This window comes from Sphaerisporangium sp. NBC_01403 (genome assembly GCF_045040145.1).
Classification (GTDB): Bacteria; Actinomycetota; Actinomycetes; order Streptosporangiales; family Streptosporangiaceae; genus Sphaerisporangium; species Sphaerisporangium viridialbum.
This window is the reverse complement of sequence record NZ_CP109534.1, coordinates 3,358,689-3,384,706: the sequence shown is the minus strand read 5'-3', so window position 1 is coordinate 3,384,706 and position 26,018 is coordinate 3,358,689. Positions and strand designations below refer to the sequence as shown.

General features: G+C 73.7%; 25 protein-coding genes. 22 read left to right on the top strand and 3 right to left on the bottom strand.

Translation table 11 applies throughout. The features are described 5' to 3' along the window. Positions 1-157 precede the first annotated feature (157 nt). Complete coding sequence (locus OG589_RS15675; protein ID WP_405149747.1) at positions 158-1,324, top strand: hypothetical protein; 1,167 nt, start codon at positions 158-160, stop codon at positions 1,322-1,324. Here OG589_RS15675 and OG589_RS15670 read toward each other — a convergent pair. Continuing rightward, positions 1,299-1,712, bottom strand: a complete 414-nt coding sequence (locus OG589_RS15670) for a hypothetical protein (RefSeq protein ID WP_405149745.1) — start codon at positions 1,710-1,712, stop codon at positions 1,299-1,301. The genes OG589_RS15675 and OG589_RS15670 overlap by 26 nt on opposite strands. Here OG589_RS15670 and OG589_RS15665 point away from each other — a divergent pair. The 10 genes from OG589_RS15665 to OG589_RS15620 all read left to right on the top strand — a co-directional run bounded on the left by OG589_RS15665 (position 1,696) and on the right by OG589_RS15620 (position 13,507). Next, the gene (locus tag OG589_RS15665; protein WP_405149743.1) at positions 1,696-3,819 is read left to right on the top strand and encodes a tetratricopeptide repeat protein; all 2,124 of its coding nucleotides are present in this window, start codon (positions 1,696-1,698) and stop codon (positions 3,817-3,819) included. The genes OG589_RS15670 and OG589_RS15665 overlap by 17 nt on opposite strands. Next, positions 3,816-4,730: a PP2C family serine/threonine-protein phosphatase gene (locus OG589_RS15660; protein WP_405149742.1), complete on the top strand. Its 915-nt coding sequence runs from the start codon at positions 3,816-3,818 to the stop codon at positions 4,728-4,730. The genes OG589_RS15665 and OG589_RS15660 overlap by 4 nt, the downstream gene beginning before the upstream one ends. After that, positions 4,723-6,012, top strand: a complete 1,290-nt coding sequence (locus OG589_RS15655) for a vWA domain-containing protein (protein WP_405149740.1) — start codon at positions 4,723-4,725, stop codon at positions 6,010-6,012. The genes OG589_RS15660 and OG589_RS15655 overlap by 8 nt, the downstream gene beginning before the upstream one ends. Positions 6,013-6,014: 2 nt before the next feature. Next, positions 6,015-6,887, top strand: coding sequence for an FHA domain-containing protein (locus OG589_RS15650; RefSeq protein ID WP_405149738.1), 873 nt, complete (start codon positions 6,015-6,017; stop codon positions 6,885-6,887). A 1-nt stretch (position 6,888) separates the two neighbouring features. Continuing rightward, complete coding sequence (locus OG589_RS15645; RefSeq protein WP_405149736.1) at positions 6,889-8,355, top strand: hypothetical protein; 1,467 nt, start codon at positions 6,889-6,891, stop codon at positions 8,353-8,355. Between the two features lie 13 nt (positions 8,356-8,368). Beyond that, entirely contained in the window at positions 8,369-9,214 is an 846-nt protein-coding gene (locus tag OG589_RS15640) for a glutamate ABC transporter substrate-binding protein (protein ID WP_405149734.1), read from the top strand. A gap of 253 nt (positions 9,215-9,467) precedes the next feature. Continuing rightward, entirely contained in the window at positions 9,468-10,703 is a 1,236-nt protein-coding gene (locus OG589_RS15635) for an amidohydrolase family protein (protein ID WP_405149732.1), read from the top strand. 56 nt (positions 10,704-10,759) lie between these two features. Then, entirely contained in the window at positions 10,760-11,224 is a 465-nt protein-coding gene (locus tag OG589_RS15630; RefSeq protein ID WP_405149730.1) for a TIGR04076 family protein, read from the top strand. Between the two features lie 70 nt (positions 11,225-11,294). Next, positions 11,295-12,395, top strand: coding sequence for an LLM class flavin-dependent oxidoreductase (locus tag OG589_RS15625; protein ID WP_405149728.1), 1,101 nt, complete (start codon positions 11,295-11,297; stop codon positions 12,393-12,395). Between the two features lie 2 nt (positions 12,396-12,397). After that, the gene (locus OG589_RS15620; RefSeq protein ID WP_405149727.1) at positions 12,398-13,507 is read left to right on the top strand and encodes an alpha/beta hydrolase; all 1,110 of its coding nucleotides are present in this window, start codon (positions 12,398-12,400) and stop codon (positions 13,505-13,507) included. 3 nt (positions 13,508-13,510) lie between these two features. Here OG589_RS15620 and OG589_RS15615 read toward each other — a convergent pair whose 3' ends face one another. Beyond that, positions 13,511-13,942 (bottom strand): Lrp/AsnC family transcriptional regulator, encoded by a 432-nt coding sequence (locus tag OG589_RS15615; RefSeq protein ID WP_405152052.1) that lies wholly within the window; start codon positions 13,940-13,942, stop codon positions 13,511-13,513. A 145-nt stretch (positions 13,943-14,087) separates the two neighbouring features. Here OG589_RS15615 and OG589_RS15610 point away from each other — a divergent pair, with 145 nt between their 5' ends. Then, positions 14,088-14,972, top strand: a complete 885-nt coding sequence (locus tag OG589_RS15610; protein WP_405149726.1) for a tryptophan 2,3-dioxygenase — start codon at positions 14,088-14,090, stop codon at positions 14,970-14,972. 129 nt (positions 14,973-15,101) lie between these two features. Here the strand turns inward: OG589_RS15610 and OG589_RS15605 are convergent, their stop codons facing one another. Continuing rightward, positions 15,102-15,731 (bottom strand): helix-turn-helix domain-containing protein, encoded by a 630-nt coding sequence (locus tag OG589_RS15605; RefSeq protein ID WP_405149724.1) that lies wholly within the window; start codon positions 15,729-15,731, stop codon positions 15,102-15,104. Between the two features lie 278 nt (positions 15,732-16,009). On the opposite strand from OG589_RS15605, the gene OG589_RS15600 reads away from it, so the two are divergent. The 10 genes from OG589_RS15600 (at position 16,010) to OG589_RS15555 (ending at position 26,007) form a co-directional block, all read left to right on the top strand. Next, on the top strand, positions 16,010-16,522 hold the full coding sequence (locus tag OG589_RS15600; protein ID WP_405152051.1) for a (2Fe-2S)-binding protein: 513 nt from the start codon (positions 16,010-16,012) through the stop codon (positions 16,520-16,522). After that, positions 16,519-17,499, top strand: coding sequence for an FAD binding domain-containing protein (locus OG589_RS15595; protein WP_405149722.1), 981 nt, complete (start codon positions 16,519-16,521; stop codon positions 17,497-17,499). The genes OG589_RS15600 and OG589_RS15595 overlap by 4 nt, the downstream gene beginning before the upstream one ends. Beyond that, positions 17,496-19,586, top strand: coding sequence for a xanthine dehydrogenase family protein molybdopterin-binding subunit (locus tag OG589_RS15590; protein ID WP_405149720.1), 2,091 nt, complete (start codon positions 17,496-17,498; stop codon positions 19,584-19,586). The genes OG589_RS15595 and OG589_RS15590 overlap by 4 nt, the downstream gene beginning before the upstream one ends. A 15-nt stretch (positions 19,587-19,601) precedes the next feature. Continuing rightward, positions 19,602-21,530, top strand: a complete 1,929-nt coding sequence (locus OG589_RS15585) for an FUSC family protein (protein ID WP_405149718.1) — start codon at positions 19,602-19,604, stop codon at positions 21,528-21,530. A gap of 150 nt (positions 21,531-21,680) precedes the next feature. After that, positions 21,681-21,983 carry a hypothetical protein gene (locus OG589_RS15580; protein ID WP_405149717.1) on the top strand — a complete coding sequence of 101 codons (303 nt, stop codon included), beginning with the start codon at positions 21,681-21,683 and terminating at the stop codon, positions 21,981-21,983. A gap of 81 nt (positions 21,984-22,064) precedes the next feature. Next, the gene (locus OG589_RS15575; RefSeq protein WP_405152050.1) at positions 22,065-22,142 is read left to right on the top strand and encodes a putative leader peptide; all 78 of its coding nucleotides are present in this window, start codon (positions 22,065-22,067) and stop codon (positions 22,140-22,142) included. Between the two features lie 113 nt (positions 22,143-22,255). After that, entirely contained in the window at positions 22,256-23,149 is an 894-nt protein-coding gene (locus OG589_RS15570; protein ID WP_405149716.1) for an ABC transporter permease, read from the top strand. 75 nt (positions 23,150-23,224) lie between these two features. Continuing rightward, a complete protein-coding gene (locus OG589_RS15565) occupies positions 23,225-24,286 on the top strand; it encodes a glycine betaine ABC transporter substrate-binding protein (RefSeq protein WP_405149715.1) in 1,062 nt (353 codons plus the stop codon). Further along, positions 24,273-25,079, top strand: a complete 807-nt coding sequence (locus OG589_RS15560; RefSeq protein ID WP_405149714.1) for an ABC transporter ATP-binding protein — start codon at positions 24,273-24,275, stop codon at positions 25,077-25,079. Before OG589_RS15565 ends, OG589_RS15560 begins: the two co-directional genes overlap by 14 nt. 55 nt (positions 25,080-25,134) lie before the next feature. Continuing rightward, positions 25,135-26,007 (top strand): TauD/TfdA dioxygenase family protein, encoded by an 873-nt coding sequence (locus tag OG589_RS15555; protein ID WP_405149713.1) that lies wholly within the window; start codon positions 25,135-25,137, stop codon positions 26,005-26,007. Positions 26,008-26,018 lie beyond the last annotated feature (11 nt).

The window sequence follows — 26,018 nt, the reverse complement described above, 5'->3', positions numbered from 1 at the left end:
ATGTGACCGGTATGTGATCGAATACCCGCCTTCAGTGACCCTCTGGGCGCACGCGCGCCTCCAAATTATGGAAAGAATGTGTATGTAGATGGACTAGTCCGTCCGACACCGGGGGAGGCGCGGAGCGTTGGGCATGCGTGGGGCAGCCGGCCCGTCGATGAGCCTTGAGCAAATCGACCACGCCCTGCGCCGCCGCATGGAGGAACGCGACCGCATCGCCGGCGACCTGCTCGACCTCGACGGCCACCCGAGCCACGCGCTGCTGAAGGGCCTGACCCCCACGGGCGAGACCGGGCGGCGCTGGGAGCAGGCGCAGGTCAGGCTCGTGACCCTGTGGTGGCTCTTCGACACCTACCGCCGGGTGCTCGACCGCGCGCAGGAGATCAGGGCCGGTCACCGGCCCGACACCGCCCTGCTGACCACACTGCTCACCGGTCCCTCGGTCGAGCTCAAGCCCGACGACGTGCCCGTCGAGAAGCGCTCGCTGCTCAGGGCCGTCGGCGAGTGGATCACCCTGGACGTCGTCCTCGCCCGCATGGACCAGGCGTACCGCGAGGTCGCCGAGACGATCGGCGCCGTGGACACCGCCTGGAACGCGCTGCTTCCGAGGCTCGACGAGACCGACGCGGGCCGCCGCGCGGCCAGGGACCTCGCCACCGCGCTCGGCGCGCCCGACCCCGCGCTCGACCGCTTGGACGCCGAGGCCGTGCGCCTGCGCGCCGCGGTCACCACCGACCCCCTGGGTTCCGCCGGCCTCCGTGGCGAGCTGGACGCGACGGCCGCCGCCGTCGCCGCCCGGCGCGGCGCGCTGGAACAGGCCGCGCGGGTCCGCGAGGAGTACGCCGAGCGGGCGCGCCTGCTGGCCGAGCGCATCGAGCGCGTCGCCGAGGCGGAGGACGAGGCGCGCCGGATCCGCGACACGGTCACCCTCAAGATCGCCGCACCGGCCCTCCCCGAGATGCCCGACCAGGCGCCCGCGCTGCGCGACCGGCTCGGCGCGCTCGGCACGGTCGAGGGCCGCTGGCTGGAGCTGGTCGAGCGCCTCACCGGTCTGGAACGCGGCGTCGAGGAGGCGCTCGCGCAGGCGGGCAGGGTCGCCGAGTCGATCGCCGGCCTCATCGGCCGCCGCGACGAGCTTCGCGGCCGGCTCTCCGCCTACCAGGCCAAGGCCGTGCGCCTCGGCCACGCGGAGGACGTCACCCTCGCCGGGCTGTACGGAGCGGCGCGCGACCTTCTGTGGTCGGCGCCGTGCGACCTGCGGCGGGCCACCGTCGCGGTCGCGGAGTACCAGCGGGCCATCACTCGGATCGGAGCGGCCGGATGACCAAGTGCACGCAGCCCGGATGCGCCGGGACGGTGGTGGACGGGTACTGCGACACCTGCGGCATGGCCCCCCAGCCCGAGCCCGCGCGCGCACCCTCGGGGGCGCCGGCCGGCGCCCCCGGGAACGGCCTGCCCCAGAGCGGGCCCGCAGGGCCGGGGGCGCCGTGGTCCCAGGGCGAGCCGCTGGGTCCGCCCGGCATCGGCCCGTCGGGCCATCCGGTGACGGCCTGGCCCTCGTCGCGGTCCGCCGCGGTCGCGCCTCCCCCAGGCGGGCCGGGCGCGCCGCCGCCCGGCGGGCCCGCGTCCGGCCGCCCCGGCACCGCGTGGCCCTCGGCGGGAGGGCCGGTCTCCGGCGCGGTGGCGCCGGGCTCGATGACCAGGCCGTCCATCGGCGTCCCCGGCACGGCCGCCACCAGTTCCTCCGGCACGGCGTCCACCGGCTTCGGCGGCGGCTCCCGGCGCACGAGCACCCGTGCCCGCAGGGGCATGCTCGGCATGGGGCTCGTCGAGGTGCCCCCTGTGCCCTACCGGGACCCTTCGGCGGTGGTCCTCGCCAACCCCGTGGTGCCCGAGGACCGCCGCTTCTGCGGCAACCCCGACTGCGGCAAGCCGGTGGGCCGCCGCAGGGACGGCCAGCCGGGGCGGCCCGAGGGGTTCTGCCCGCACTGCGGCCAGCGCTTCTCGTTCACGCCGAAGCTCCGCGAGGGCGACTTCGTGGCCGGGCAGTACGAGGTCAAGGGCTGCCTTGCCCACGGAGGCCTCGGCTGGATCTACCTGGCGGCCGACCGCAACCTCGACGGCCGCTGGGTGGTCATGAAGGGCCTGCTCGACACCGGCGACCTGGAGGCGCTCGCCGCCGCCGAGGCCGAGCGGCGCTACCTCACGGCGATGGACCACCCGAACATCGTCAAGATCTTCAACTTCGTGAACCACCCCGACCCCGGCACAGGGACGATGGTCGGCTACATCGTCATGGAGTACGTCGGCGGCGAGCCCCTGCAGGACCTGCTGCGCAAGAGGCTCAGGGAGTCCGACAACCGCGAGGCGCTCCCGCTGTCCCAGGTCATCGCCTACGGGCTGGAGATCCTGCGGGCCTTCGGCTACCTGCACGACCGGGGCATGCTGTACTGCGACCTCAAGCCCGCGAACGTCATCCAGGTGGAGGAGCAGCTCAAGCTCATCGACCTCGGCGCCGTGCGGCGCGTGGACGACCCCGACAGCGCGATCTACGGCACCGTCGGCTACCAGGCGCCGGAGATCGCCTCCCACGGCACCTCCGTCGCCTCCGACCTGTACACCGTGGGCCGCACGCTCGCCGTGCTGAGCTTCCCGTTCAGCCCCGCCAGCGGCGGCACCACCACGCCGCTGCCCGACATGGGGCCAGGACGCGAGTCCTACCAGCGGTTCCTGCAGCGGGCGACCGACCCCGACCCCGGCAGGCGCTTCCAGAACGCCGGGGAGATGTCCGACCAGCTCGTCGGCGTGCTCAGGGAGACCAGGGCCGCCGAGGAGGGCATCCCGCACGGCGCGCAGTCGGGCGTGTTCGGTCCCGAGCGCACCGCCGTGGGCACCGACCTGGCCCCCGCGACCACCGGCCGGGTCTTCGGGGAGCTCGCCCGCCTGGACGCCGCCTCCGCGCTGCCCGTCCCCCTGGTCGACCCGCTCGACCCGGCGGCAGGCTTCCTCGCGGGTCTCACCTCGGGCAACCCCGACGAGCTGATCGCCGTGCTGGAGTCCGCGCCTCCCACCCCCGAGACCTCGCTGGCGCTGATCAGGGTGCTGAGCGAGCTCGGCCGTCCGGTCGCGGAGGCCCTGTACGCGGCGGCGGGCAACGAGCTGCCGGGAGACTGGCGGCTGTGGTGGTACCGGGGGGTCGCCGAGCTGGCCTCGGGCGACGCCGGCCTGGCCGTGCGGTACTTCGACGGGCTCTACTCCTGGTTCCCCGGCGAGACCGCGCCCCGGCTGGCACTCGCGTTCGCCCTTGAGGCGGCCGGGTCCGCCGCCGAGGCCGCCCGCCACTACGCGGCCATCTGGCAGACCGACAGGTCCTTCGTCAGCGCCTGCTTCGGCCTCGCGCGCATCCGGCTCGCCGAGGGCGACCGCGTGGGGGCCACCCGCGCCCTGGACGAGGTGCCCCCGACCTCCATCCACCGCACCGCCGCCCAGGTGGCGGCCGTGGCGGTGGCCGTACGGGGGCAGGCGCCGGCCGAGCCCGAGCTGGTGGCCGCCGGGGAGCGGCTGCGGAGCCTCAAGCTGGACTCCCGCGACCGCGACGGGCTCGCCTCCGAGGTGCTGGAGAGCGCGCTCGCCAGGTTCGTCACCGGCCAGTCGTCGCCCGGCGGCGGCACGCTGCTCGGCACGCCGCTGAACGAGCACGGCGTGCGCGGCGAGCTGGAGCGGGTCTACCGCGCGCTCGCCAGGTCGGCCGGCTCCACCGAGGACCGGCACGCCCTCATCGGCCGGGCCAACGCCGTGCGCCCGAGGACGTTGTGGTGAGCGGCTCCTGTCCCCGGTGCGGGACGCGCGTCCTCGCGGGTGAGGCGTTCTGCGAGGGATGCGGCCACGACCTGTCCTCGCCCGCCGGCGCCGCCTGCACCGCGTGCGGGTCGGCGAGCGTGGGAGCGGACGGCTACTGCGAGAACTGCGGCATGCTCCAGCCGACCGGCCGCGACCACGTCGAGATCGAGCTGGAGACCTCGGCCGGCGTGAGCGACCGGGGCCTGCGGCACAGTCGCAACGAGGACGCCATGGCGCTGCTCTCCGCCGGGCCGGCGTCGGTCGTCGCGGTGGTCTGCGACGGGGTGTCGACCTCCCCCCGCCCGGACGAGGCCTCGCAGGCCGCGGCCGACCTCGCGGCGGCCACCATCGCCAAGAGGCTCGCCGACGGCGACGACGCGGAGACGGCCACCCGTGAGGCCGTACGCCTGGCGGCCGACGCGGTCGCCGCCTCGGCCAGGCCCGGCGAGGACTCGCCCGCCTGCACCTACGTCTCCGCGGTGGTCGGCGGGCGGCACGTCACGGTGGGCTGGGTGGGCGACAGCAGGGCGTACTGGCTCGGCACGCAGTCGGCGCTGCTCACCACCGACGACGCCACCCCCGGCACGCACATGCTGACCGCGTGGCTGGGCGCCGACGCGGGCGAGGTCGTGCCGCACGTCCGCACCTTCACCACCGACGGGCCGGGCGTGGTGCTGCTGTGCAGTGACGGCCTGTGGAACTACTACCCGGAGCCGGAGGCGCTGGCCGCCACGGCGTTGAACGAACCCCCTCTCGCGGCGGCGCGGCGGCTCGTACGGCTGGCGAACGAGGCGGGCGGGCACGACAACATCACCGTCGCGGTCATCCCGTTCGGACAGGGGGAGCGGGCCGAGACCACGGTGGCATTCCCGAAGGAGAGAAGTGACTGACTTCACCATTCGCGTGGACCAGAACAAGTACCTGCCCGCGGGGAGCCAGGAGGTCCACGGGATCATCACGGTCGAGGCGAGCGGCCCGGTAGAGCGGGCCCCCGTCGCCGAGGCCGCCGAGGTGATCATCGTCGACACCTCGGGCTCCATGTCGTACGGCAAGATCGCCGATGCCAGGAAGGCCGCCCAGGCCGCCGTCGACACGCTCCGCGACGGCGTGTACTTCGCGGTGATCTCCGGCAACCACCAGGCCGAGGTGATCTTCCCGGGCCACGGGCAGCTCGTCCCGGTGGACGCGCAGAGCCGGCACGCCGCCAAGGACGCCATCTCCCGCCTGCGGGCCGAGGGCGGCACCGCCATGGGCCGGTGGCTGCGCCGCGCCGCCGACCTGTTCAGCGCCCACCAGGTGAACCACCCCGGCGCGATCAGGCACGCCATCCTGCTGACCGACGGCAAGAACGAGCACGAGCCCGCCCCCGAGTTCGACGCCAACCTCGCCTACTGCTCGGGCAAGTTCGTCTGCGACTGCCGCGGGGTGGGCACCGACTGGGTGGTCGCCGAGGTCCGCAGGATCGGCTCCACCCTGCTCGGCAGCGTGATGGACGTCCGCAGGCCCGAGGAGCTGGAGGAGGACTTCCGGGCGATGACCGAGGCGGCGATGGGCAAGACCGTCGCCGACGTCGCGCTGCGCGTGTGGACCCCCCGGGCGGCGACGCTGAACTTCGTCAAGCAGGTGTCCCCGGCGCTGGAGGACCTCACCGGCCGCCGCACCGAGGTGGACGCCCTGACCGGCGACTACCCGACGGGATCCTGGGGCGGCGAGTCGCGCGAGTACCACATCAGCGTGCGGGTGCCCGCGGGAACCGTCGGCCAGGAGATGCGCGCGGGCCTGGTCAAGCTGGTGCTGCCCGGCACCGGAGAGGTGCTGGCCAGCGGGAACATCCTCGCCCAGTGGAGCGACGACCCCGTCCAGTCGACCCGCATCAACCCCAGGGTCGCCCACTACACCGGCCAGCAGGAGCTCGCCTCGCTCATCCAGGAGGGCCTGCAGGCACGCAACGACGGCGACATCGAGACCGCGACCGCCCGGCTCGGCAAGGCGCGCGGCATCGCCGAGCGGGCCGGCAACGAGGAGACCGCCAAGCTGCTCGACAAGGTCGTCGACGTCGACCCCGAGACGGGGACGGCCCGTCTCAAGCGCACCGTCGACAAGGCCGACGAGATCGCGCTCGACACCCGATCTGTCCGCACAGTCCGCATGCGCAAGGACCCGGAGAACTGAGGATGGCCACCTGCCCCGTAGGGCACGACTCCTCCGACGAGGAATACTGCGACACTTGCGGCGCGCTGATGTCGGGCACCCCTGCCCAGGGCGTGCCCGAAGCGGGCGCGGCGTCCGCCGGTCCCGCCGCCCAGGGAGGCGGCGGTCAGCCCGGCGCGTGCCCCGACTGCGGGGCGCCGCCGAGCGGCCGGTTCTGCGAGACGTGCGGCTACGACTTCGTGCTCGGCGGCGGCGGCCGTACGGCCCCGCCCGCCGCCCAGCCCGCCCAGCCCTCGCGGCCCGCGACCACCGCCGGGACCGCGCCGCCCGCCCAGCCGTGGCAGCCCGCGCAGCCGGTCCAGCCCGGCCGGCCGGCCCAGTCCTGGCAGCCGGCCCAGCCCGTCGAGTCCCCGCGATCGTGGCAGCCCGCGCAGCCCGTCCAGCCCGCGCCGCCCGTCTCCCCGGCGGCCTCCGGCGGGACGGGGCAGGTGCCGGCGGGCGGCTGGGTCGCGGTGATCGCGGGCGACCGCGCCTACTACGACTCGATGATCGCCCAGGGCGGTCCCGACGCGGCGTGGGTGGCGTTCCCGCCCTACTGCCCGGAGCGGCGGGTCCACCTGAGCGGTGCCGAGATGCGCATCGGGCGGCGGCGGCAGTCGCGGCCGATGGTGCCGGAGATCGACCTGTCCGAGCCGCCGGAGGATCCCGGCGTATCGCACCTGCACGCCGTGCTGCTCGCCCAGCCGGGCGGCACCTGGCAGCTCGTCGACCCCGGCTCCGCCAACGGCACGCTGGTCAACGGCAAGGCCGTGGAGGTCAACGTCCCGGTGCCCCTCGAAGACGGCGACCGCGTGCACGTCGGCGCGTGGACCGTCATCACGGTGCGGAAGGCCTGAGATGACAGTTTCCGCCCCGTCCCCCGCCGCCGCCGCTCCCGTCGCGGCCCCCGATCCCGCCGCGCCTCCCGCGCCCGCCTCGGGCTTCGCGCCCCTGCGCCGGGTCAGGAGGGTGCGCACGGTCCCCGGGCGGATCCGCCTGTTCGCCGCGCTCGCCGTGGCCGCGATCCTGCTGCTGTTCGCGACCGTGAGCCTCGCTATCGGGCACGCCAAGGACGGCCTCAACGTCATCGGCCACACCGCGGGCCCGCAGGTCGTCGCCACGGCCGACCTGTACTTCGCGCTGAGCGACATGGACGCCCAGGTCGCCAACCTGCTGCTCACCGGCCGCACCGCCGGGGTCGGGCCGGGCAGGCAGGCCACGCTCGACCGTTACGACGAGCGCCGCTCGCAGGCCGACCGCGCCGTGCTGCAGGCGGCCGACCTGGCCAGCGACGACGCCACCGAGCAGGTGACCGTACGGGCGCTGCTCGACGGGCTCGGCAGGTACGAGCAACTGGCCGCCCGCGCCCTGGTCCTCGACGAGCAGTCGGGCCACCAGGCCGGGCCGCCCCCACAGGCCGTGCTCGACGTGTACCGCCAGGCCACCGACCTGATGCGGCTCGACCTGCTGCCCAAGGCGTACAACCTGACCCTCGACAGCGGCACCATCGTCAGGCACGCCTACCTCGCCGAGCTGTCCGCGGTCCAGATGGGGCGGCTCTGGGTCGGCCTCGCCGGCGCGCTCGCGCTCGCGGTGCTCATCGTGCTGCAGGTCTTCCTGAGCCGGGGGTTCCGGCGGACGTTCAACCTGCCGCTGCTGGTCGCCACGGTCGTCACCGGCGCCCTCACCGGCGCCGCAGTGCTGGTGCTGCAGCACGAGGGCGGCGTGCTCACCGACGCCAAGGAGAACGGCTTCAACTCCGTGCTGTCGCTGTCGCGAGCCCGTGCGATCGGCAACACCATGCACGGCGACGAGAGCAGATACCTGCTCGACCCGCAGCGGGCCGACACCTACGAGCAGGTGTACCTCGACAAGTCGCAGTCAGTGCTGTACGTCCCCGGCGGCAACCTCGACAAGTACTACGCCGCCGTCGACGCCGGGGTGGCGGCCTACCCCGGGAAGGCCGACTTCCTCGGCTTCTACGGCTCGGAGGCCGCCCACGTCACCCTGCAGGGGCAGCGCGAGGCCATCGGCAAGGTGCTCAAGCTCTACCAGCAGTTCCAGCAGAACGACCGGCGGATACGGCGGGCCGCCGAGGGCGGGATGCGGCGCGACGCCATCCAGGTCGCCATGGGGCCCGCCTTCGGCGCTTACGACGACGCCCTGGTGGAGCTCACCGCCCTGCACCGCAAGGCGTTCGACTCCGCGGTGCGCGACGGCGACGGCGCGCTCGGCGGGTGGAACCTGGTGCCGCCGGCGGCGGCGCTGGCCGCCATCCTGCTGATCCTCATCGGTGTCCGGCCCCGGCTCGCCGAGTACCGCTGAAGGGAACGTCTTGATGGTCACGCTCACTCGGAAGCGCCGCGCGGGGCGCGGGGAAGGTCGTCTCCGGCGCGCCGCCGCCGTGGCGCTGGTCGCGGCGGCCGCGATCCCGCTCGCCGCGTCCTGCGGCGCCGGCACCTCGATCCTGGACAAGGACTCGCTGGTCATCGGCGTGAAGCCGGACCAGCCCGGGCTCGGGGTCAAGGCGCCGGACGGGAAGTTCAGCGGGTTCGACATCGACGTCGCCTCCTACGTCGCCGGCAAGCTCGGCAAGCCCGTGCGGTTCGTCGCGGCGCCCTCGTCCGAGCGCGAGAAGATGCTCATGAACGGCTCGGCCGACCTCGTCGTCGCGACCTACTCGATCACCCCGGAGCGCAAGACGAAGGTCTCCTTCGGCGGGCCGTACTACGTGGCCCACCAGGACACGCTGGTCAGGGGAGGGGAGGGTGGGGTCACCAACGTGCGCGACCTGCGCGACCGCAAACTGTGCCAGGTCACCGGGTCCAACTCCTGGCGCCGGGTGAAGGAGGAGCGGAAGATCCCCGTCACGCTGGTACCGTCCGCGTCCTACAGCGAGTGCGTCCGCGACCTGAAGGCGGGCACGGTGGACGCGGTCTCGACCGACGACCTGATCCTCGCGGGATTCGCCACCTCCGGCACCAAGATCGTCAACGCGCCGTTCAGCGACGAGAGGTACGGCGTGGGCATCCGCACCGGGGACGTCGACGGCTGCGAGGCGGTCAACAAGGCGATCACCGAGATGTACCAGGACGGCACCGCCAAGAAGCTCCTGCAGAAGTGGTTCGCCAAGTCCGGCCTGGCCCTCAGCTTCACCGTCCCCCAGTTCGAGGGCTGCGGCTGAACGTCGCGCCCGCGCTCTCCTCATCTCCGGTCTTCGGTTCCCGCGTTCGGCCGTACGCGCGGTGTCACGGTGCGGAGTCGCAAAGCCGTACGTATGTGACATGCGTGGCGATGTCGTGAAATTTCGTGAACACGAGGCGAACGCCGGGGGTGGGGGTGGCGTGGGACATCTTGCGTGGACGGCTATATTACGGGTGAACAAGCCGCGCTCTTGTTCATGAACTCCGCGTTTTCTCATGGATCGAGGCCGGCCGATGGGCGACATGATCATCGTCAACTGCACGGTGGTCGACGGCAGGGCGGCCGACGGCCTCGGCCCCGTCCGCGACGCGGCGGTGCTCGTCCAGGGTGAGCGCATCGCCGCCGCCGGGCCCCGCGAGGAGATCCTCGACCGGGCGGGGGACCTCAGGCGGATCGACCTCGGCGGCGCCTACCTCACCCCCGGCCTGATCAACATGCACACCCACCTGTCGCTGTCGCTGCCCGGCCAGGGCGGGGAGAGCGTCAGGGCCATGGGACCGCACGACCTGGCGCTGTACATGGCGGACGGCGCCCGCCGCACGCTCCGTTGCGGGGTCACGACGGTGAGATGCGTGGCCGAGAAGGACCACGCTGACTTCGCGCTTCGGCGGGCGATCGAGTCGGGCAGGGCGGCCGGGCCGCGGATCTTCACGGCAGGCCGGGCCCTGGTCTGCACCGGCGGACACGGGCACGACGCCACCGACACCCTGGAGTGCGACGGGCCCGACGAGTTCAGGCGGGGGGTGCGCGCCCAGATCAAGGCCGGCGCCGACCTCGTCAAGGTCATGATCTCCGGCGGCATCGCGGGCGAGCACGAGCGCATCGACACCCCGCAGCTGTTCGCCGACGAGATGGCGGCCGTGCTCGCCACCGCCCACGCGTGGGGGCGGAAGGTCACCGCGCACGCGGGCCCCGCCGGGGTGATCGCCCAGGCCGTGGAGCTGGGCCTCGACTGCGTGGAGCACGGCTACGAGCTCACGCCCGAGGTCGCGGCGGCGATGGCCGAGCGCGGCACCGCCCTGGTGCCCACGCTTCTGGTGACGCGGTGCAAGGAGTTCTTCGACGAGCTCGGGGTACCCGAGTGGATGCAGTGCCGCTCGCTCGGCGCGGGCCCCCGGCACCTGGAAAGTTACGCCATGGCCCTCGCCGCGGGCGTCGAGGTGCTCCTCGGCAGCGACATGCCGCCGTTCTGGCGGTTCGAGGGGACCAACGCGACGGTGCGCGAGCTGGAGTACATGTCGGAGGCCGGGCTCGGCCCGGCCCGTGCCCTTCACGCGGGGACGCTCGGCCCGGCGCGCTGGCTCGGCGCCGAGGCCGACCTCGGCACCGTCCAGGCCGGCCGGTACGCCGACCTGATCGCGATGGACGCCGACCCGCTGGCCGCCACCTCGGCCTTCCGCGGGGTCCGCTGGGTGATGAAGGGCGGTGAGGTCGTCCGCGACGACCTCACCGGCCGGCCGGACTCGTGATGCGCGAGACCGCCGGCCGGGACCACGTACGGAAAGATCCGGAGGAGGGGTTCACCGTGGCAGGACCGAAGGCCGGGGACGACAGGGCGGCCGCGGAACCCGGGACGGGCGGCGGGCAGGCCGTCCCCGGAGGCACGCGGGAGCCGGGCGGAGCCGGGACGGGCAGCGGGCGGGCCGTCCCCGGAGAGGTCCCGGAGGCGGGCGGAGCCGGGGACATGGAGTTGTACGACCTGAGGGTCGTGGTCGACCGCATCGAGGGCAGGTCGGTCTGCGGCATGCGGGTGGGCGACCGCTTCGAGCTGGAGCGGAGCGCGCACCTGCGCCTGCCGGACGGCAAGCACTTCTGCGTGTACGCGCTGGCCGCGGTGCTGCCGTTCCTCGCGGCCAAGCAGCGCGACCTCGCCGCGGGCGACTGGCTCGCCCAGGACTCGCTGTTCGCCTGTCCCGACCCGGAGGAGCGGCTGGTGATGCGGGTGGAGCGCACCCGCCGCCGCCGCATGAACTCCGCCGACCTGACCTAGACCTGGCTGGATTTGGCTGGACCTGGGGAGCCGCCGATGTGCTCCCCGTGGAAGATTCCGGAGGAACCCGATGAACGTTGCCGAGATCGGGCTCGGCCTGCAGAGCGACAAGCGGCCCGGCGACTACGCCCGGCTCGCGCGCCGGGCCGAACGTCACGGGTTCGACGTGCTGACCGTGTTCGGCGACCTGATGTACCAGCCGCCGATCTTCCCCCTGCTGGAGATGGCCGCCGCGACCGAGCGCGTACGGCTCGGCCCGGCCTGCCTCAACCCCTACTCGCTCGCGCCGTACGAGATCGCCGGTCAGCTCGCGGCCCTGGACCTCGCATCGGACGGCCGCGCCTACCTCGGCCTCGCCCGGGGGACGTGGCTCGGCGCCGTGGGCATCGCCCAGCCCCGGCCGCTCACGGCGCTCGCGGAGGCCGCCGAGGTCGTCTACCGGCTGCTCGGCGGCGACGCGGAGGGGTACGAGGGGGAGGTGTTCCGTCTGGAGCCAGGCACGCGGCTGCGCTACGACGTCCGGCGCCCGCGCCCGCCGCTGCTGCTCGGCGCGTGGGGGCCGAAGGGCGCGGCGCTGGCCGGGCGCGTCGCCGACGAGATCAAGGTGGGCGGCAGCGCGAACCCCGCCATGGTGCCGGTGATCCGCGAGCGGGTCCGCGCCGGTGCCGAGGAGGCCGGGCGCGACCCCGGCGACGTCGGCATCGTGCTCGGGGCGGTAACCGTCGTCGCCACCGACGGCCCGGCCGCGCGGGCCAGGGCGCGCACCGAGGTGGCCATGTACCTCGCGGTCGTGGCCGAGCTGGATCCGACCGTGGACATCCCCGCCGACCTGCTCGCGCGGGTGAGGGAGCTGGTCGACGCGGGTCAGGACCGGGCCGCCGGAGGGCTGATCCCCGACGACCTGCTCGACCTGTTCGCCTTCTCCGGCACCCCCGAGCAGGTGGCCGCGCAGGCGCAGACGCTGATCGACGCCGGTGTGCGGCGGGTGGAGTTCGGCACTCCGCACGGCCTGGACGACGACCGGGGGGTCGAGCTGCTCGGCGCCGCCGTGCTGCCCATGCTGGACCGCTCGGGCGGCACGACCGCACCCGCACCCGGCCGCCCGCACGACGCCCGGCCGCACGGCGGAGCCAGGGCGGCGGGCCGGTCGAGGCGTGGACTGGAGGTCTGATCATGCGGGTGCTGGTCGTGGCCGGTCCCGGCCTGGTGGCGGACCCCGGCCTGCTCAAGGATCTGGCGGCCGAGGAGGCCGCCGCGCTCGGGGTCCAGGGCCGCTTCACGCTGGCGGCCGACGTGCCCGCGCTGCGGGCCGAGCTCGACGGCACGCGGGACGACTGCGCCGTCGTCGCCCTGCCCGGCCCCGACCCGGCCGCCAGGCGGCTCATCGCCACCCCCGCGGACTTCTCACCCCGCACGGTCTGGCTCGACCTGGCCCGCGTGGGCCCGCTTCCGGCGGCGGGAGGCGCCGCGCACCTGCAGGGACGCGGTGCCTTCGGGCTGACGTGGGCCGTCCGCCACGCGGTGCACCGGCTGCGGCGGCCCGCGCGCCGCATCCCGTACGGCGGCCACGCCGACCAGTGGGGTGAGCTGCGGCTGCCGTCCCCGGCGGACGGCACGCCGCCGCCGGTCGCGGTGCTCGTCCATGGCGGCTACTGGAGGTCGATCTGGGAGGCCGACCTGATGGACGCGCTCGCGATCGACCTCGCCGACCGGGGCCACGCCTCCTGGAACCTCGAGTACCGCCGCCCAGACCTGCACGGCTGGGACGCCACCACCGCCGACGTGGCGGCCGGCATCGCGGCCCTCGCGGCGCTGGACGTCCCCCTGGACCTCGGCGGCATCGCGGTCGTCGGCCACTCGGCGGGCGGCCAGCTCGCGCTCCGCGCCGCCGCCGACACCCGGCAGGCCGGGGAAGGCCCGGCGCGGGTGTCGCTCGCCGTGTCGCTCGCCGGGGTGCTCGACCTCGTGGAGGGGGACCGGCGCCAGGTCGGCGCGGGGGCCGTCGCCCGCGCGCTGGGAGGCGCCGCGGCGGAGATCCCGAAGGTGTACGCCGCGTCCAGCCCGATGGAGCGGCTCCCGCTCGGCATGCCGCAGCTCGTCGTCCAGGGCGCCTCGGACGACCCCGACCTGCTCGACTCCAGCCGCAGGTACGCGCGGGCGGCGGGGCAGGAGGCGTCCTACCTGGAACTCCCCGGCGACCACTTCGACGTGATCGACCCCGCCACGCCGATCTGGCAGGCCACCGCGCGCGAGATGGCCGCGATCCTCGGCGCCCGGCGCTGAGGGTCAGTCCTCGATGGGGGTGAGGGGCCGCCAGGGGATGGGGCTGGAGAGCATCATCATGCTGGAGGGCTGGCCGTAGGGGGCCAGGCGGTCGATCAGCTCCTCGAAGGCGCCCATCGAGGAGGCGGCCACCCGCAGCAGGCAGCACGTGTCGCCGGTGACCCGGTGCACCTCCACGATCTCGGGCCAGGCCAGCGCCTGCTCGTCCCTGAGCACGCAGCGCACGCCGTAGCACGACATGCGGATCAGCGCGCTCACCTTGCGCCCCGCCCGGGCGGGGTCCACCCGCGCGTGGTAGCCGGAGATCACCCCGGTCTCCTCCAGCCGCCTCACGCGCTCGGCCACGGCCGGCGCCGACAGGTGCACCCGCCGGGAGAGCTCACTGTAGGACAGCCTCGCGTCCGCCTGCAGTTCGCCCAGAAGGGCCCAGTCCATCGCGTCCACGGTCACGCTCCGTCATCCGCAAACCGAAACCGTCCTGCACCTTCCGTTCCGAAAGTGAAACGGTCGAATCGCCACCGACTCATCATTTCACTAAAATTCTATCTAAGTGAACATGGAGGTGAACTAAGGAGTTGCGATGACGAGCAGGCGGCGGGCCGGCGGTGCCCGGGTGCGGGCGGTGGGCGCGCTGCAGCGTGCCTCCCGGGTGGTGACCAACCACGGGTCACCCACTCTGGACTTCGCGTCCGGCACCCCCTACGACGACTACGTGGCCGCGGAGGTCCTGCACGGGCTCCAGCGGCCGATCACCGATGTGCCCGAGGAGCGGGCGTTCCTGGTGACGACTCAGGTCATGGAGCTCTACTTCGGGCTGATCCGCTCGGAGTGGCGCCTGGCGCAGCGCATGCTGGACGCCGACGAGGTGGTCGCGGCGACGGCGGTGCTCGCCAGGAGCGTGCGGTACTTCGAGGCGCTGAACGCGGCCTGGGGCGCGCTGAGCTGGCTGACGCCCGCGCAGTTCAACTCCTTCCGCGACGCGCTCGGCGAGGCCTCGGGCTTCCAGTCGGCCATGTACCGGCACCTGGAGTTCCTGCTGGGGAACAAGTCCGAGCCGCTCACCCGGCCGCATCGGCGCAGCCCGGAGGTCTACCGGGAGCTCATCGAGGCTCTGGAGCGCCCCAGCCTGTACGACAGCGTGCTGGCGCTGCTCGCCCGGCGGGGGTTCGAGATCCCGGCGGTGGAGGACCGCAGGGCCGAGTACGCCGCGAGCCCGCTCGTGGAGGCGGCCTGGGTCGAGATCTACGCCGGGCGCGGCCCGGGCGACGAGCTGTGGACGCTGGGCGAGACGCTGACCGACCTGTCCGAGCGCTTCTCCGACTGGCGCTACCGGCACCTGATGGCGGTGCGCCGGTCGATGGGGGCCAAGCCCGGCTCCGGCGGGTCCAGCGGCCTGAGCTGGCTGGAGCGCAGCCTCAGCCGCGACGTCTTCCCCGAGCTGTGGTCGGCCCGCACGGTGATGTGAGCCCGTCCCGCGCGGCGCGCGCTCTCGCGCCCGGTACGCGCCGGAAAAGTGCGAGTTCACACCTGAAACGCCTGCGCGGCGGTGTTCATGATGTTCTGTCCCACGTTACAGAACGTCGTCCCGGATGGATCAGAACAGCCGGGGAGTGACCACCGAGACCACGGTGGTCACGCGGTCGGTGTCGTTGTACATGGCGTGCGGCACGGTGGAACGCAGGTGGACGCTGTCGCCGGGGTACAGCCGGTGCTCCACGCCGTCGACCTCGTACAACAGCTCGCCGTCGAGCACGAAGGCGAACTCCTCGCCCGCGTGCCCGTAGGCGTCCTCGCGCCGCCCGCCGGGGGCGATGTGCACGAGCAGTGGTTCGAGCACGAGGCTCGGGCCCCGGGCGGACAGCATGCGATAGGTCTGCTGGCCCGAGACGTACTCGGCGGCCGCCGTCGCGGCCCGGGTGAGCGTGAAGTGGGACGGCAGCCGGGCGACCGTCGCCCGATCGCCGTCCGCCTGCTGGTCGTCGTCGAAGAACTCCGCCACGCTTCGGTCGAGCGCCGCCGCCACGCCGTTCAGCGCGGTGAGGCCGATGGAGGAGATGCCGCGCTCGACCTGCGAGAGGAAGCCGATCGAGAGCCCGGAGCGGGTGGACAGGCCGCGCAGGGTCAGGCCGCGTTCCTTGCGGAACCTGCGCATCCGGGCGCCCACCGCGTCCTGGCGCTCGCGGTCGTCGCGATCGTCGCGGCCCTGGTGCTCCGAGATGCCCACCGGAAGCCCTCCTCGATCGAGCGGCTCCGCCGCGTTTTTTCGTCCAGCAGGACAGATTTCACCCGCCCAGCAGAACATATTTCACAACAGGCGGCGCCCCCGTGCCAACCTGCGCTTTCCACAACCATTCCGGCGCGGTGGTCCCGCGCGCCCGCGCGCGGCCGGTCGCGGGCGCAGGGATGAACGTTTCGTGGGATAGGCCAGGTGGAACCTGGGGTAGGGAAGCGCGGGTGAAGGGCGAAGCTAACACGACCCAGGGTGGGGCCGCATCGGCTCCGATCACCGCCGACCTCGGGCTTTCTGTCAACGGCCGGCGGCATCCGGTCACCGTGGACACCCGCGAGACGCTCCTCGACACTTTGCGGGAGCGCCTTGACCTGACCGGCTCGAAGAAGGGCTGCGACCACGGCCAGTGCGGGACGTGCACGGTGCTGGTGGACGGCAGGCGGGTCAAGTCCTGCCTGACGCTCACGGTCAGCGTGGACGACAGGGAGATCACCACCGTCGAGGGGCTCGCCGAGGACGGCGCCCTCCACCCGCTGCAGGAGGCGTTCGTCGAGTACGACGCCCTGCAGTGCGGCTACTGCACGCCGGGGCAGCTCTGCTCGGCGGTCGGCATGCTGACCGAGGCGGCGGAGGGATGGCCGAGCGCGGTGACCCCCGGCATCGGCGCCGACCAGGGGCCGGTGAAGCTCGACGAGGACGAGATCCGCGAGCGGATGAGCGGCAACCTGTGCCGCTGCGGCGCCTATCCCGGCATCGTCGCGGCCATCGGGCAGGTGGCTGGGTGAGGCCCTTCACCTACGAGCGGGCCACCACCGCGCGGGCGGCGGTGGAGGCGGCCGGCGCGGACGCCGTGTACCTCGGCGGGGGCACCAACCTGGTCGACCTCATGCGCCTCGGTGTCGTCTCACCCGGCACGCTCGTCGACGTCACCCGCATCGCCGCCGACGCGGTGGAGGAGACGCCCGGCGGCGGCCTGCGCGTCGGCGCGGCGGTCCGCAACGGCGACCTCGCCGCCCACCCCCTGGTACGGCGGCGCTACCCGATGCTCGCGCAGGCCGTGCTGTCGGGGGCCTCTGGGCAGATCCGCAACATGGCGACCGTGGGCGGCAACCTGCTCCAGCGCACCCGCTGCTCCTACTTCCAGGACGTCGGCAAGCCGTGCAACAAGCGGGTCCCCGGCTCGGGCTGCCCCGCCCGCACGGGGGGCCACCGCAACCTGGCGATCCTCGGGCACTCCGAGAGCTGCGTGGCCACCCATCCCTCCGACATGGCGGTCGCGCTGGCGGCGCTCGGCGCGGTGGTCCACGTGGAGGGCCATGAAGGCCCGAAGAGCGTGCCGATGCCCGGCCTGCACCGGCTTCCCGGCGACGAGCCCGACCGCGACACCGTGCTGGAACCCGGCGACCTGATCACGGCGGTGGAGCTGCCTCCGCTGCCGTTCGCGGCCCGGTCCCGCTACCGCAAGGTGCGCGACCGGGCGTCGTTCTCGTTCGCGGTGGTGTCGGTGGCGGCGGCGCTGGAGGTGTCGGACGGGGTGGTCAGGGACTGCCGCATCGCCCTCGGGGCCGTAGCCCACGTGCCGTGGCGGGCCGAGGCGGCCGAGGCCGCGCTGCGCGGCGCGCCCGCGACGGAGGCGGAGTTCGCCCGCGCGGCCGACGCCGAGCTGGCCACGGCACAGCCCCTGCCGCTCAACGGGTTCAAGGTGCCGCTCGCCCGCAATGTTCTGATCCGTGTACTCGCCGACCTCGTGGAGATGCGATGACCACCACCGGCACGAGGTACGTCGGCACGGCACTCGACCGGGTGGACGCCAGGGAGAAGGTCACCGGCCAGGCCACGTACGCCTACGAGAACCGCCCGCGCGACCTGGTCTACGCCTACCCGGTCCAGGCGGCCATCGCCCGGGGCGAGATCGTCCACGTCGGCGTGGACGCCGTGCTCAAGCAGCCCGGGGTGATCGCGGCGATCTGGCAGGGCAACGCCCCCCGGCTCGCGCCCTCCGACAACGCCGAGCTGGCCGTCCTGCAGTCGCGTCGGGTGGCGTACCGGGGGCAGTACGTCGCGGTGGTGGTCGCCGAGACCTACGAGGACGCCAGGGAGGCCGCGGGGCTGATGCAGGTGGAGTACGCGGCCGAGGAGCACGACGTCGACCTGTACCCCGGCCACCCGAGGATGTACCGCCCCGACCACGTCAACCCGAGCTTCCCGACCGACGTCCAGCGCGGCGACCCGGACGCCGCCCTCGCGGCGGCGCCGGTCACGGTCGACGCGGTGTACACCACGCCGGCCGAGCACAACAACCCCATGGAGCCGCACGCCACGGTCGCGGTGTGGGACGGCGACGGGCTGACGCTCTACGACTCCACCCAGGGCGCCTCATCGCTGCGCAACACGGTCGCGCCGCTGTTCGGCATGCCGCCCGCCCAGGTGCGCGTCATCTGCCCGTACGTCGGGGGCGGCTTCGGGTCCAAGGGCCGGTCGCATCCCCACGTGGTCCTGGCCGCGCTCGCCGCCAAGCAGGTCGGCCGCCCGGTCAAGCTCGCGGTGACCCGCCGGCAGATGTTCGCCGTCACGGGGTACCGCACGCCGACCGTCCAGCGCGTGCGGCTCGGCGCCGAGGCCGACGGGCGGCTGATCGCGATCACGCACGAGGCCTGCGAACAGAGCTCCACCCTCACGGAGTTCGCCGAGCAGAGCACCGTCGCCACGCGCGTGATGTACGCCGCGCCGCACCGGCGCACCACCCACCGGCTCGTACGGCTGGACGTCCCGACACCGTCCTGGATGCGCGCGCCCGGGGAGGCGCCGGGCATGTTCGCGCTGGAGTCGGCGATGGACGAGCTGGCGTCCGCGTGCGGCGTCGACCCGGTGGAGCTGCGGATACGCAACGAGCCTGACAGCGATCCCGAGACCGGCGTGCCGTTCAGCTCCAGGAACCTGGTCGCCTGCCTGCGCGAGGGGGCCCTGCGCTTCGGCTGGCAGGGTCGCGACCCCGAGCCGGGGATCCGGCGCAGGGGAAGGATGCTGGTCGGCACCGGGATGGCGGCGTCCACCTACCCGGCCTACCGCGCCGCCTCATCGGCGTCCGTGCGGGCCGCGCCGGGCGGCAGGTACACCGTGCGGATCGCCGCCGCCGACATCGGCACCGGCGCCAGGACCATCCTCACCCAGATCGCCGCCGACGCCCTCCACACGTCCCCCGAGCTGGTCGAGGTGGAGATCGGCGACAGCGCGCTGCCCAAGGCGTCCCTGGCCGGCGGGTCGATGGGCTCCGCCTCGTGGGGCACGGCCGTGGTCCGGGCCTGCGAGAAGCTGGTGGAGGAGCTGGAACGCGGGGGCGGCGAGGTTCCGCCCGGCGGGGTCCAGGCCGACGCCGACACCAGGGAGGAGATCCGCGGCCAGGCGAAGTTCGCGCGGCACGCGTTCGGCGCGCAGTTCGCCGAGGTGGGCGTGGACACCGACACCGGCGAGACCCGGGTGCTGCGGCTGCTCGGCGTGTTCGCCGCGGGCCGGATCCTCAACCCGAAGACCGCGCGCTCGCAGCTCGTCGGCGGCATGACCATGGGCCTGTCCATGGCCCTTCTGGAGGAGAGCATCATGGACCGCGAGTTCGGCGACTACCTCAACAACGACCTCGCCCAGTACCAGATCCCGGTCAACGCCGACATCCGCGACATCCAGGCGTACTGGGTGGACGAGGACGACCCGCACCTCAACCCCATGGGCTCCAAGGGCATCGGCGAGATCGGCATCGTCGGCACCGCCGCGGCCATCGCCAACGCCGTCCACCACGCCACCGGCGTCCGGATCCGCGACCTGCCGATCCGCCTGGACAAGCTGGTGCGCTGAGCGCGGCGGGAGCACATGACCGGGCTGTTCCGGCGCCCCGCCGACCGGCTGGCCGACGCCGCCCCCGGCTGGCTGCTTGAGACGGTGCGGCCGGTCCCGGTGCGCCCCCGCTGGGGGGCGATGGCGCGGGTCGCGGCCTCGGTCACGACCCCGCTGGTGGTCGGCTGGGCCGCAGGGCGGATCACGATGGGCCTGCTGCCGGCCATGGGGGCCATGGCGGCGGCGCTGGCCGACCGGGGCGGCTCGTACCGGGCCCGGATCATCCGCATGGCCTCGGCCGCGGCCGGCGGCGCGGCGGGCTACATGATCGGCCACGCCACCCGGGGGCTCGGCTGGTGGACGGTGCTGGTCGTGGTCCTCGTCTCGGTAGTGTCCGCGCTGATCAGCACGAGCGGGGCGGCCGGCTCGCTGAGCGCGCTCCAGCTGCTGGTGATGACGGTGCTCGGCATCAGCGTGCCCTACCCGGAGACCTCCCTCACCGGGGCCCTGGCCTACCTGCTGGGGGCGTCCTGGGCGCTGGTGCTGTCCGTCGCCGCCTGGCCCCTGCGTCCGCGCGCCGCCGAGGAGGCGGCGGTCGCGCAGGTGTACCGGGAGCTCAGCCGCCTTTTCGAGGAGCACGGGCCGGAGCGGGCCGTCGCCCTGGCCGCGTTCGACACCACCCTGAAGAACGCCTACGACACGGTGTTCGGCGCCCGCTCGTCGGCCGCGGGGCCAGACCCGGAGCGCACGCGGCTGGTCGCCCTGCTGAACCAGGCCTCGCAGATACGCCACGCGCTGGTCTCGCTGAACCAGGAGAACCGCGAGCCGCCGCCGGAGGTCGCCGGCGTCGTCCGGGCCGTCACCGAAGCCCTGTCCGGCGGCGCCCGGTCCGTGCGGATGCCGAGGTGCGAGGCTGGTTCACCCGCCCTGCGGGCGCTGTGCTCGGCGGTGGAGGAGGCCGTCGAGCTGGCGTCCGGGGCGGACGTGGCGGCCGAGGAGCTGCCGTACGAGCGCGTCGGGTACGGCGCCCGGCTCAGGTCCGCCTGGGAGCGGATGCGGTACGGGCACCTTACCCGCGTCTACACGATCAGGCTGGCGCTGTGCATGGGGGTCGCGGCGGCGATCAGCGAGTTGCACTGGATCCAGCGCTCCTACTGGACGATGCTCACCGTCGCCCTGGTGCTGAAGCCCGACTTCGGCTCGGTCTTCGCGCGGGCCCTGCAACGGGGCATCGGCACCGTCGTCGGCGCGGTGATCGGCACCTTGGTGCTCTCCGCGGTGCCGTACGGCCCGGCGATCCTGGTCCCGATCGCGATCTTCGCGGCGCTCCTGCCGTACGGGCAGCAGCGCAACTGGGGGCTGATGTCGACGTTCCAGGTGCCGCTGGTCGTGCTGCTCGTCGACCTGCTGACCGGGGCGGGGCCCGAGCTGGCGGAGATCCGGCTGGTCGACACCCTGATCGGCTGCGCCATCGTGCTGCTGCTCGGCTACCTGCCGTGGCCCGCGAACTGGCAGGCACCGGTGGGCCCGCGCTTCGCCGACGCGGTGTCGGCCACGGCCCGCTACCTGCGGCACGCCTTCGACCGCGACGACCCGAGGCGCGCGCTGCTCCACCGGGAGGCGTTCGACGCCCTGGCCGACCTGCGCACGGTCTTCCAGCGGGCCCTGACCGAGCCGCCGGTCGTCAGCAGGCGCATCACCACCTGGATGCCCGCGATGGCGGCGCTGGAGCACGTGGCCGACACGACCGCCGCCACCGTCGCCCGCACCGACCACGGCGCGCCGCCCCCGTCCGACGAGGCGGTCCAGGCGGCGGCGAGGTCGCTGGACGACATCGCCGAGAGCGTCCGCACCGGCCGCCGGGCCGGCGACCATTCCGGACTCGTGGACGACGACACCCTCGAACGCGTCGACTGCGCCGTCCGCGGCCTCCGGTCCACCCTCACCCAGGCCACCCCCCACTGACCCACCCCTCGGCCGGAGCCGCGCGCCCGTTGCGGGGAGGGGCCTTGGCGGTGCGGCTGGGCGGGGTGGATCTCCGTCGCAGGGGTATAGGTGCAGGTGATCGGGGGTGGGACACAAGGTGCCCCCGGTCTTTCAACGGGGGGAGACAGGGTGAAAGTGTCCACCGAGCGACGCCGGCACAGTGACCACGACCACGTCCACAAGGCCGGGTGCGGTCACGTGGCGATTCCGCACGGCGACCACGTCGACTACGTCCACGACCGGTGCATCCACCGCGTCGAGGGGACGGAGGCCTACGAGTGCGAACCGGCGGGCCACGTCGTGCACGAGGGGCACACGCACGAGCACGGACCCGGCTGCGGGCACGTGTCCGTGCCGCACGGCGACCACGTGGACTATGTGCACGACGGCCACCGCCACAGCGTCCACGAGGGCCACTGCGACGAGCACTGAGCGTCCGCGAAGGGCGCTGGGGACGGGCGCCGAGTGGGAGGTGGGGTTGTTTAATCCCTGTATTTACGGTAGGAAATAGGTATGTTTACGAGTCCGTTGCTGGTCCGGCGGCTTCACGTCGACCTGTGCCGCCTCAGGGGTACGATCTGCCGCTCCTGACCGCGTCCCCCGGCCGGTAAGGGCGCCAGCCGCCGGCCGCTCCTCTCCCTCCCGCACCACGCCGGGTACGGCGGAACGGTGCGGACCGAAGGCGTGCCCCCCGGAGCGACCTCGTGACCTCTCCCGTCTCCTTCCACCCCGACCCCGCCGCCGATCCGGGCGCCGAGCGCGCCACGGCGGGGCGGGGGAGTCCCGTCCCGCAGGCGGCGGCGCCTCGCGAGCGCGCGCCGGGGTATCGCAGGTTCGGCCTGCGGCTGCTGTCGATCGCGGTGCTCCTGGTGCTGTGGCAGCTCGCCGCGAGCGTGACGCGGAACCCGTCCTTCATCCCCGCGCCCCGGGCGGTGTGGGACCAGCTCGTGCTCACCTCGACCGTCCACGACGGGATCCGCGGCTACAGCGGCCACCTGCTGGTCGAGCATCTCGGCGTCAGCCTCCGCCGCATCCTCGCCGGCTCGGTGCTCGGCGTCGTGGCCGGGCTCGCGCTCGGCGTCGTCATGGGCACCGTCCCCTGGATCCGCGTCGTGGTCGAGCCGCTGGTGACGTTCGTCCGCGCGCTGCCGCCCCTGGCGTACTTCAGCCTGCTGATCATCTGGTTCGGCATCGACGAGACCCCGAAGCTGTGGCTGCTGACCATCGCGGCGCTCCCGCCGGTCGCGGTGGCCACGGCCTCGGCGGTGTACGCGGCGCCGGCGGGGCTGGTGGAGGCGGCACGGGCACTCGGCGCGACCCGCTGGGACGTCACCAGGGACGTGGTGCTGCCCAACGCCCTCCCGGAGATCTTCACCGGCATCCGGCTGGCCGTGGGCATCGCGTACTCCTCCGTCGTCGCGGCCGAGACCATCAACGGCGTGCCCGGCATCGGCGGCATGGTCCGCGACGCGCAGCGCTACCTGCAGACCGACGTCGTGGTGCTCGGGCTCTTCGCCATCGGCATCTCCGGCCTGCTCATCGACGCCGTCCTGCGTGTCGCGGAGAACAGGCTCATCCCCTGGCGCGGGCGGGCCTGAGCGAAGGCCGCCCAGGATGCGGAACCGCCCCGAACGACCGAGAGCTCTTCCGAACCAGAAAGGGAAACCCGTCCCATGGCCCGACCACGCCTCAGGCGCCTGCTCCTCCTCGCCGTGGCCGCCGTGACCGCGGCCGCCCTGACCGCGTGCGGCGACGGCGCCGCCTCGGGCGGAGCCGCCCCGGGCGGCACGGCGGAGGCGGCCAAGACGATACGCATCGCCTACCAGGCCTTCCCGAGCGGCGACCTCGTCGTCAAGAACAAGGGCTGGCTGGAGGAGGCGCTGCCGGGCTACCGCATCACGTGGACCAAGTTCGACTCCGGCGCGAGCATCAACACCGCCTTCGTCGCGAGGAGCGTCGACATCGCCGCCATCGGCTCCAGCCCGGTGGCGCGCGGGCTGTCGGCGCCGCTGAACATCCCCTACCAGGTGGCGTTCGTCCTGGACGTGGCCGGGGACAACGAGGCGCTGGTCGCCCGCGACGGCGCGGGCATCTCGTCGGTCGAGGACCTGCGCGGCAAGAAGGTCGGCACCCCGTTCGCCTCCACCGCCCACTACAGCCTGCTCGCGGCCCTGGACAGGGCGAAGGTCCCCGAGTCGGCCCTGACCGTCGTCGACCTGGAGCCGCAGGACATCCTGGCCGCCTGGACGCGCGGCGACATCGACGCGGCGTACGTCTGGCTGCCCGCGCTCGACACCCTCAAGAAGAACGGCAAGGTGCTCGTAAGCAGCCGCGAGCTCGCCACGGCGGGCAAGCCCACCCTGGACCTCGGCGTGGTCTCCACCGCCTTCGCGGACGCCCACCCCGACGCCGTCGACGCCTGGCGCAGGGCCGAGGCCAGGGCGCTCACGCTGATCGCGAGCGACAGGGACGCCGCGGCCACCGCCGTCGGCGCGGAGCTCAACATCAGCCCGGCGGACGCCGCGAACCAGCTCGGCCAGGGCGTGTTCCTCTCGCCGGCCGACCTTGCGAGCCCGGAGTGGCTGGGCACGCCGGACCAGGTCGGCGGGCTCGCGCGGAACCTGGTCAGCGCCGCGGAGTTCCTCAAGCGGCAGCAGAAGATCGACGCGGTGCCCGACCTCGCGACCGTGCGGAAGGCGATCTACAACAAGGGGCTTCCGAGTGCGCTCTCCTGACATCGCGGACCCGGCCGCGCGGACCGCGGAGGCCGCCGCCGTGGACGTGCGCGAGGTCGAGCACGTGTACGGCCGGGGCCAGGCCGCCGTCACCGCGCTCGGACCGGTGTCCCTCACGGTTCCGCGAGGCGCGTTCCTGGTGCTCGTCGGGGCGTCGGGATGCGGCAAGAGCACCCTGCTGCGGCTCATCGCCGGGTTCGAGCCGCCCACCTCCGGATCGGTGCGCATCGGCGGCGTCGAGCCGGTGCCGGGCAGGGGCGCGGGGGTGGTGTTCCAGCAGCCGCGGCTCTTCCCCTGGAAGAGCGTCGGCGGCAACGTCGAGCTGGCCCTGCGCTATGCGGGGGTGCCCCGCCAGGAACGCCTGCGCAGGGTTCCCGAGCTGCTCGAACGGGTCGGACTGCACGATGTGGCCGGCCGGAGGATCTGGCAGATCTCCGGAGGCCAGCAACAGCGCGTGGCCATCGCCAGGGCACTGGCGGCCGACAACCCCCTGCTGCTGCTCGACGAGCCGTTCGCCGCGCTGGACGCCCTCACCCGGGAGCGGCTGCAGGAGGACCTGCGCCAGGTGAGCGCGGACACCGGCCGCACCTCGGTGTTCGTCACCCACAGCGTCGACGAGGCGGTGTTCCTCGGCAGCCGCGTCGTCGTGCTGACCCGCCGCCCGGGACGGGTCGCCCTCGACGTCGAGGTCGGCCTGCCGAGGACCGGAATGGAGCCCGACGAGCTGCGCGCCCTTCCCGAGTACGCGTCCCTGCGCGCCACCATCGGCCACGCCGTGCGCGCCGCCGCCTGAACCCCGCAGGCCGGCCACCGGCCGGCCGGCACCATCCGAGACCGGAGGACCCGAGATGACGTACACGTCCGAGCAGCCGATCACCGGCCTGACCCTCGACCCGCTGGGCCCGCACTTCGGCGCCGAGGTCTTGGGGCTCGACCTGGCCGCCGCGACCGACGAGGAGCTGGCGGCGGTGCGGGCCGCGCTCGTCGACCGCAAGGTGCTGTTCTTCCGGGGGCAGGGCCTCGACGAGGACGGCCAGGTGGCGCTCGGGCGGCGCCTCGGCGAGCTCACCGTCTCCCACCCCGTCGTCGGAGGCGTGGACGAGGCGCACCCCGAGATCTATGCCATCGACAGCGCGGACAACGGCTTCGCCGACGTGTGGCACACCGACGTCACGTTCATGCCCCGCCCGCCGATGGGCTCCATCCTGCGCGCCGTCAGCCTGCCGGTGTCGGGCGGGGACACCAACTGGGCGGACAGCCAGCTCGCGTACGACTCCCTGGCCGCGCCCGTCCGGGAGTTGGTGGACCAGCTGACCGCGATGCACGACGGCACCCGCGAGTTCGGCTACTACCTGGCCCAGCGACGCGGCGGCAGGGGCAACGTCTGGGAGGGCGAGACCGTCACCCGGCTCGACCCGGTGGAGCACCCCGTCATCCGCGTGCACCCGGAGACCGGGCGCAAGGGGATCTTCGTCAACCCGGGGTTCACCTCCCACATCGTCGGGGTGTCGGACGCCGAGAGCCGCGCCATCCTCGACCTGCTCTACGCGCACCTGACCAAGCCGGAACACGTGATCCGCCACCGGTGGCGGGCCGGCGACGTGGCCATGTGGGACAACCGCGGCACCGCCCACTACGCCAACCGCGACTACGGCTCCGCCCACCGCGTCATGCACCGCATCACCCTGCGCGGCGACCGTCCCATCGGCCCTGCCCGGTAAGGGCGGACGGT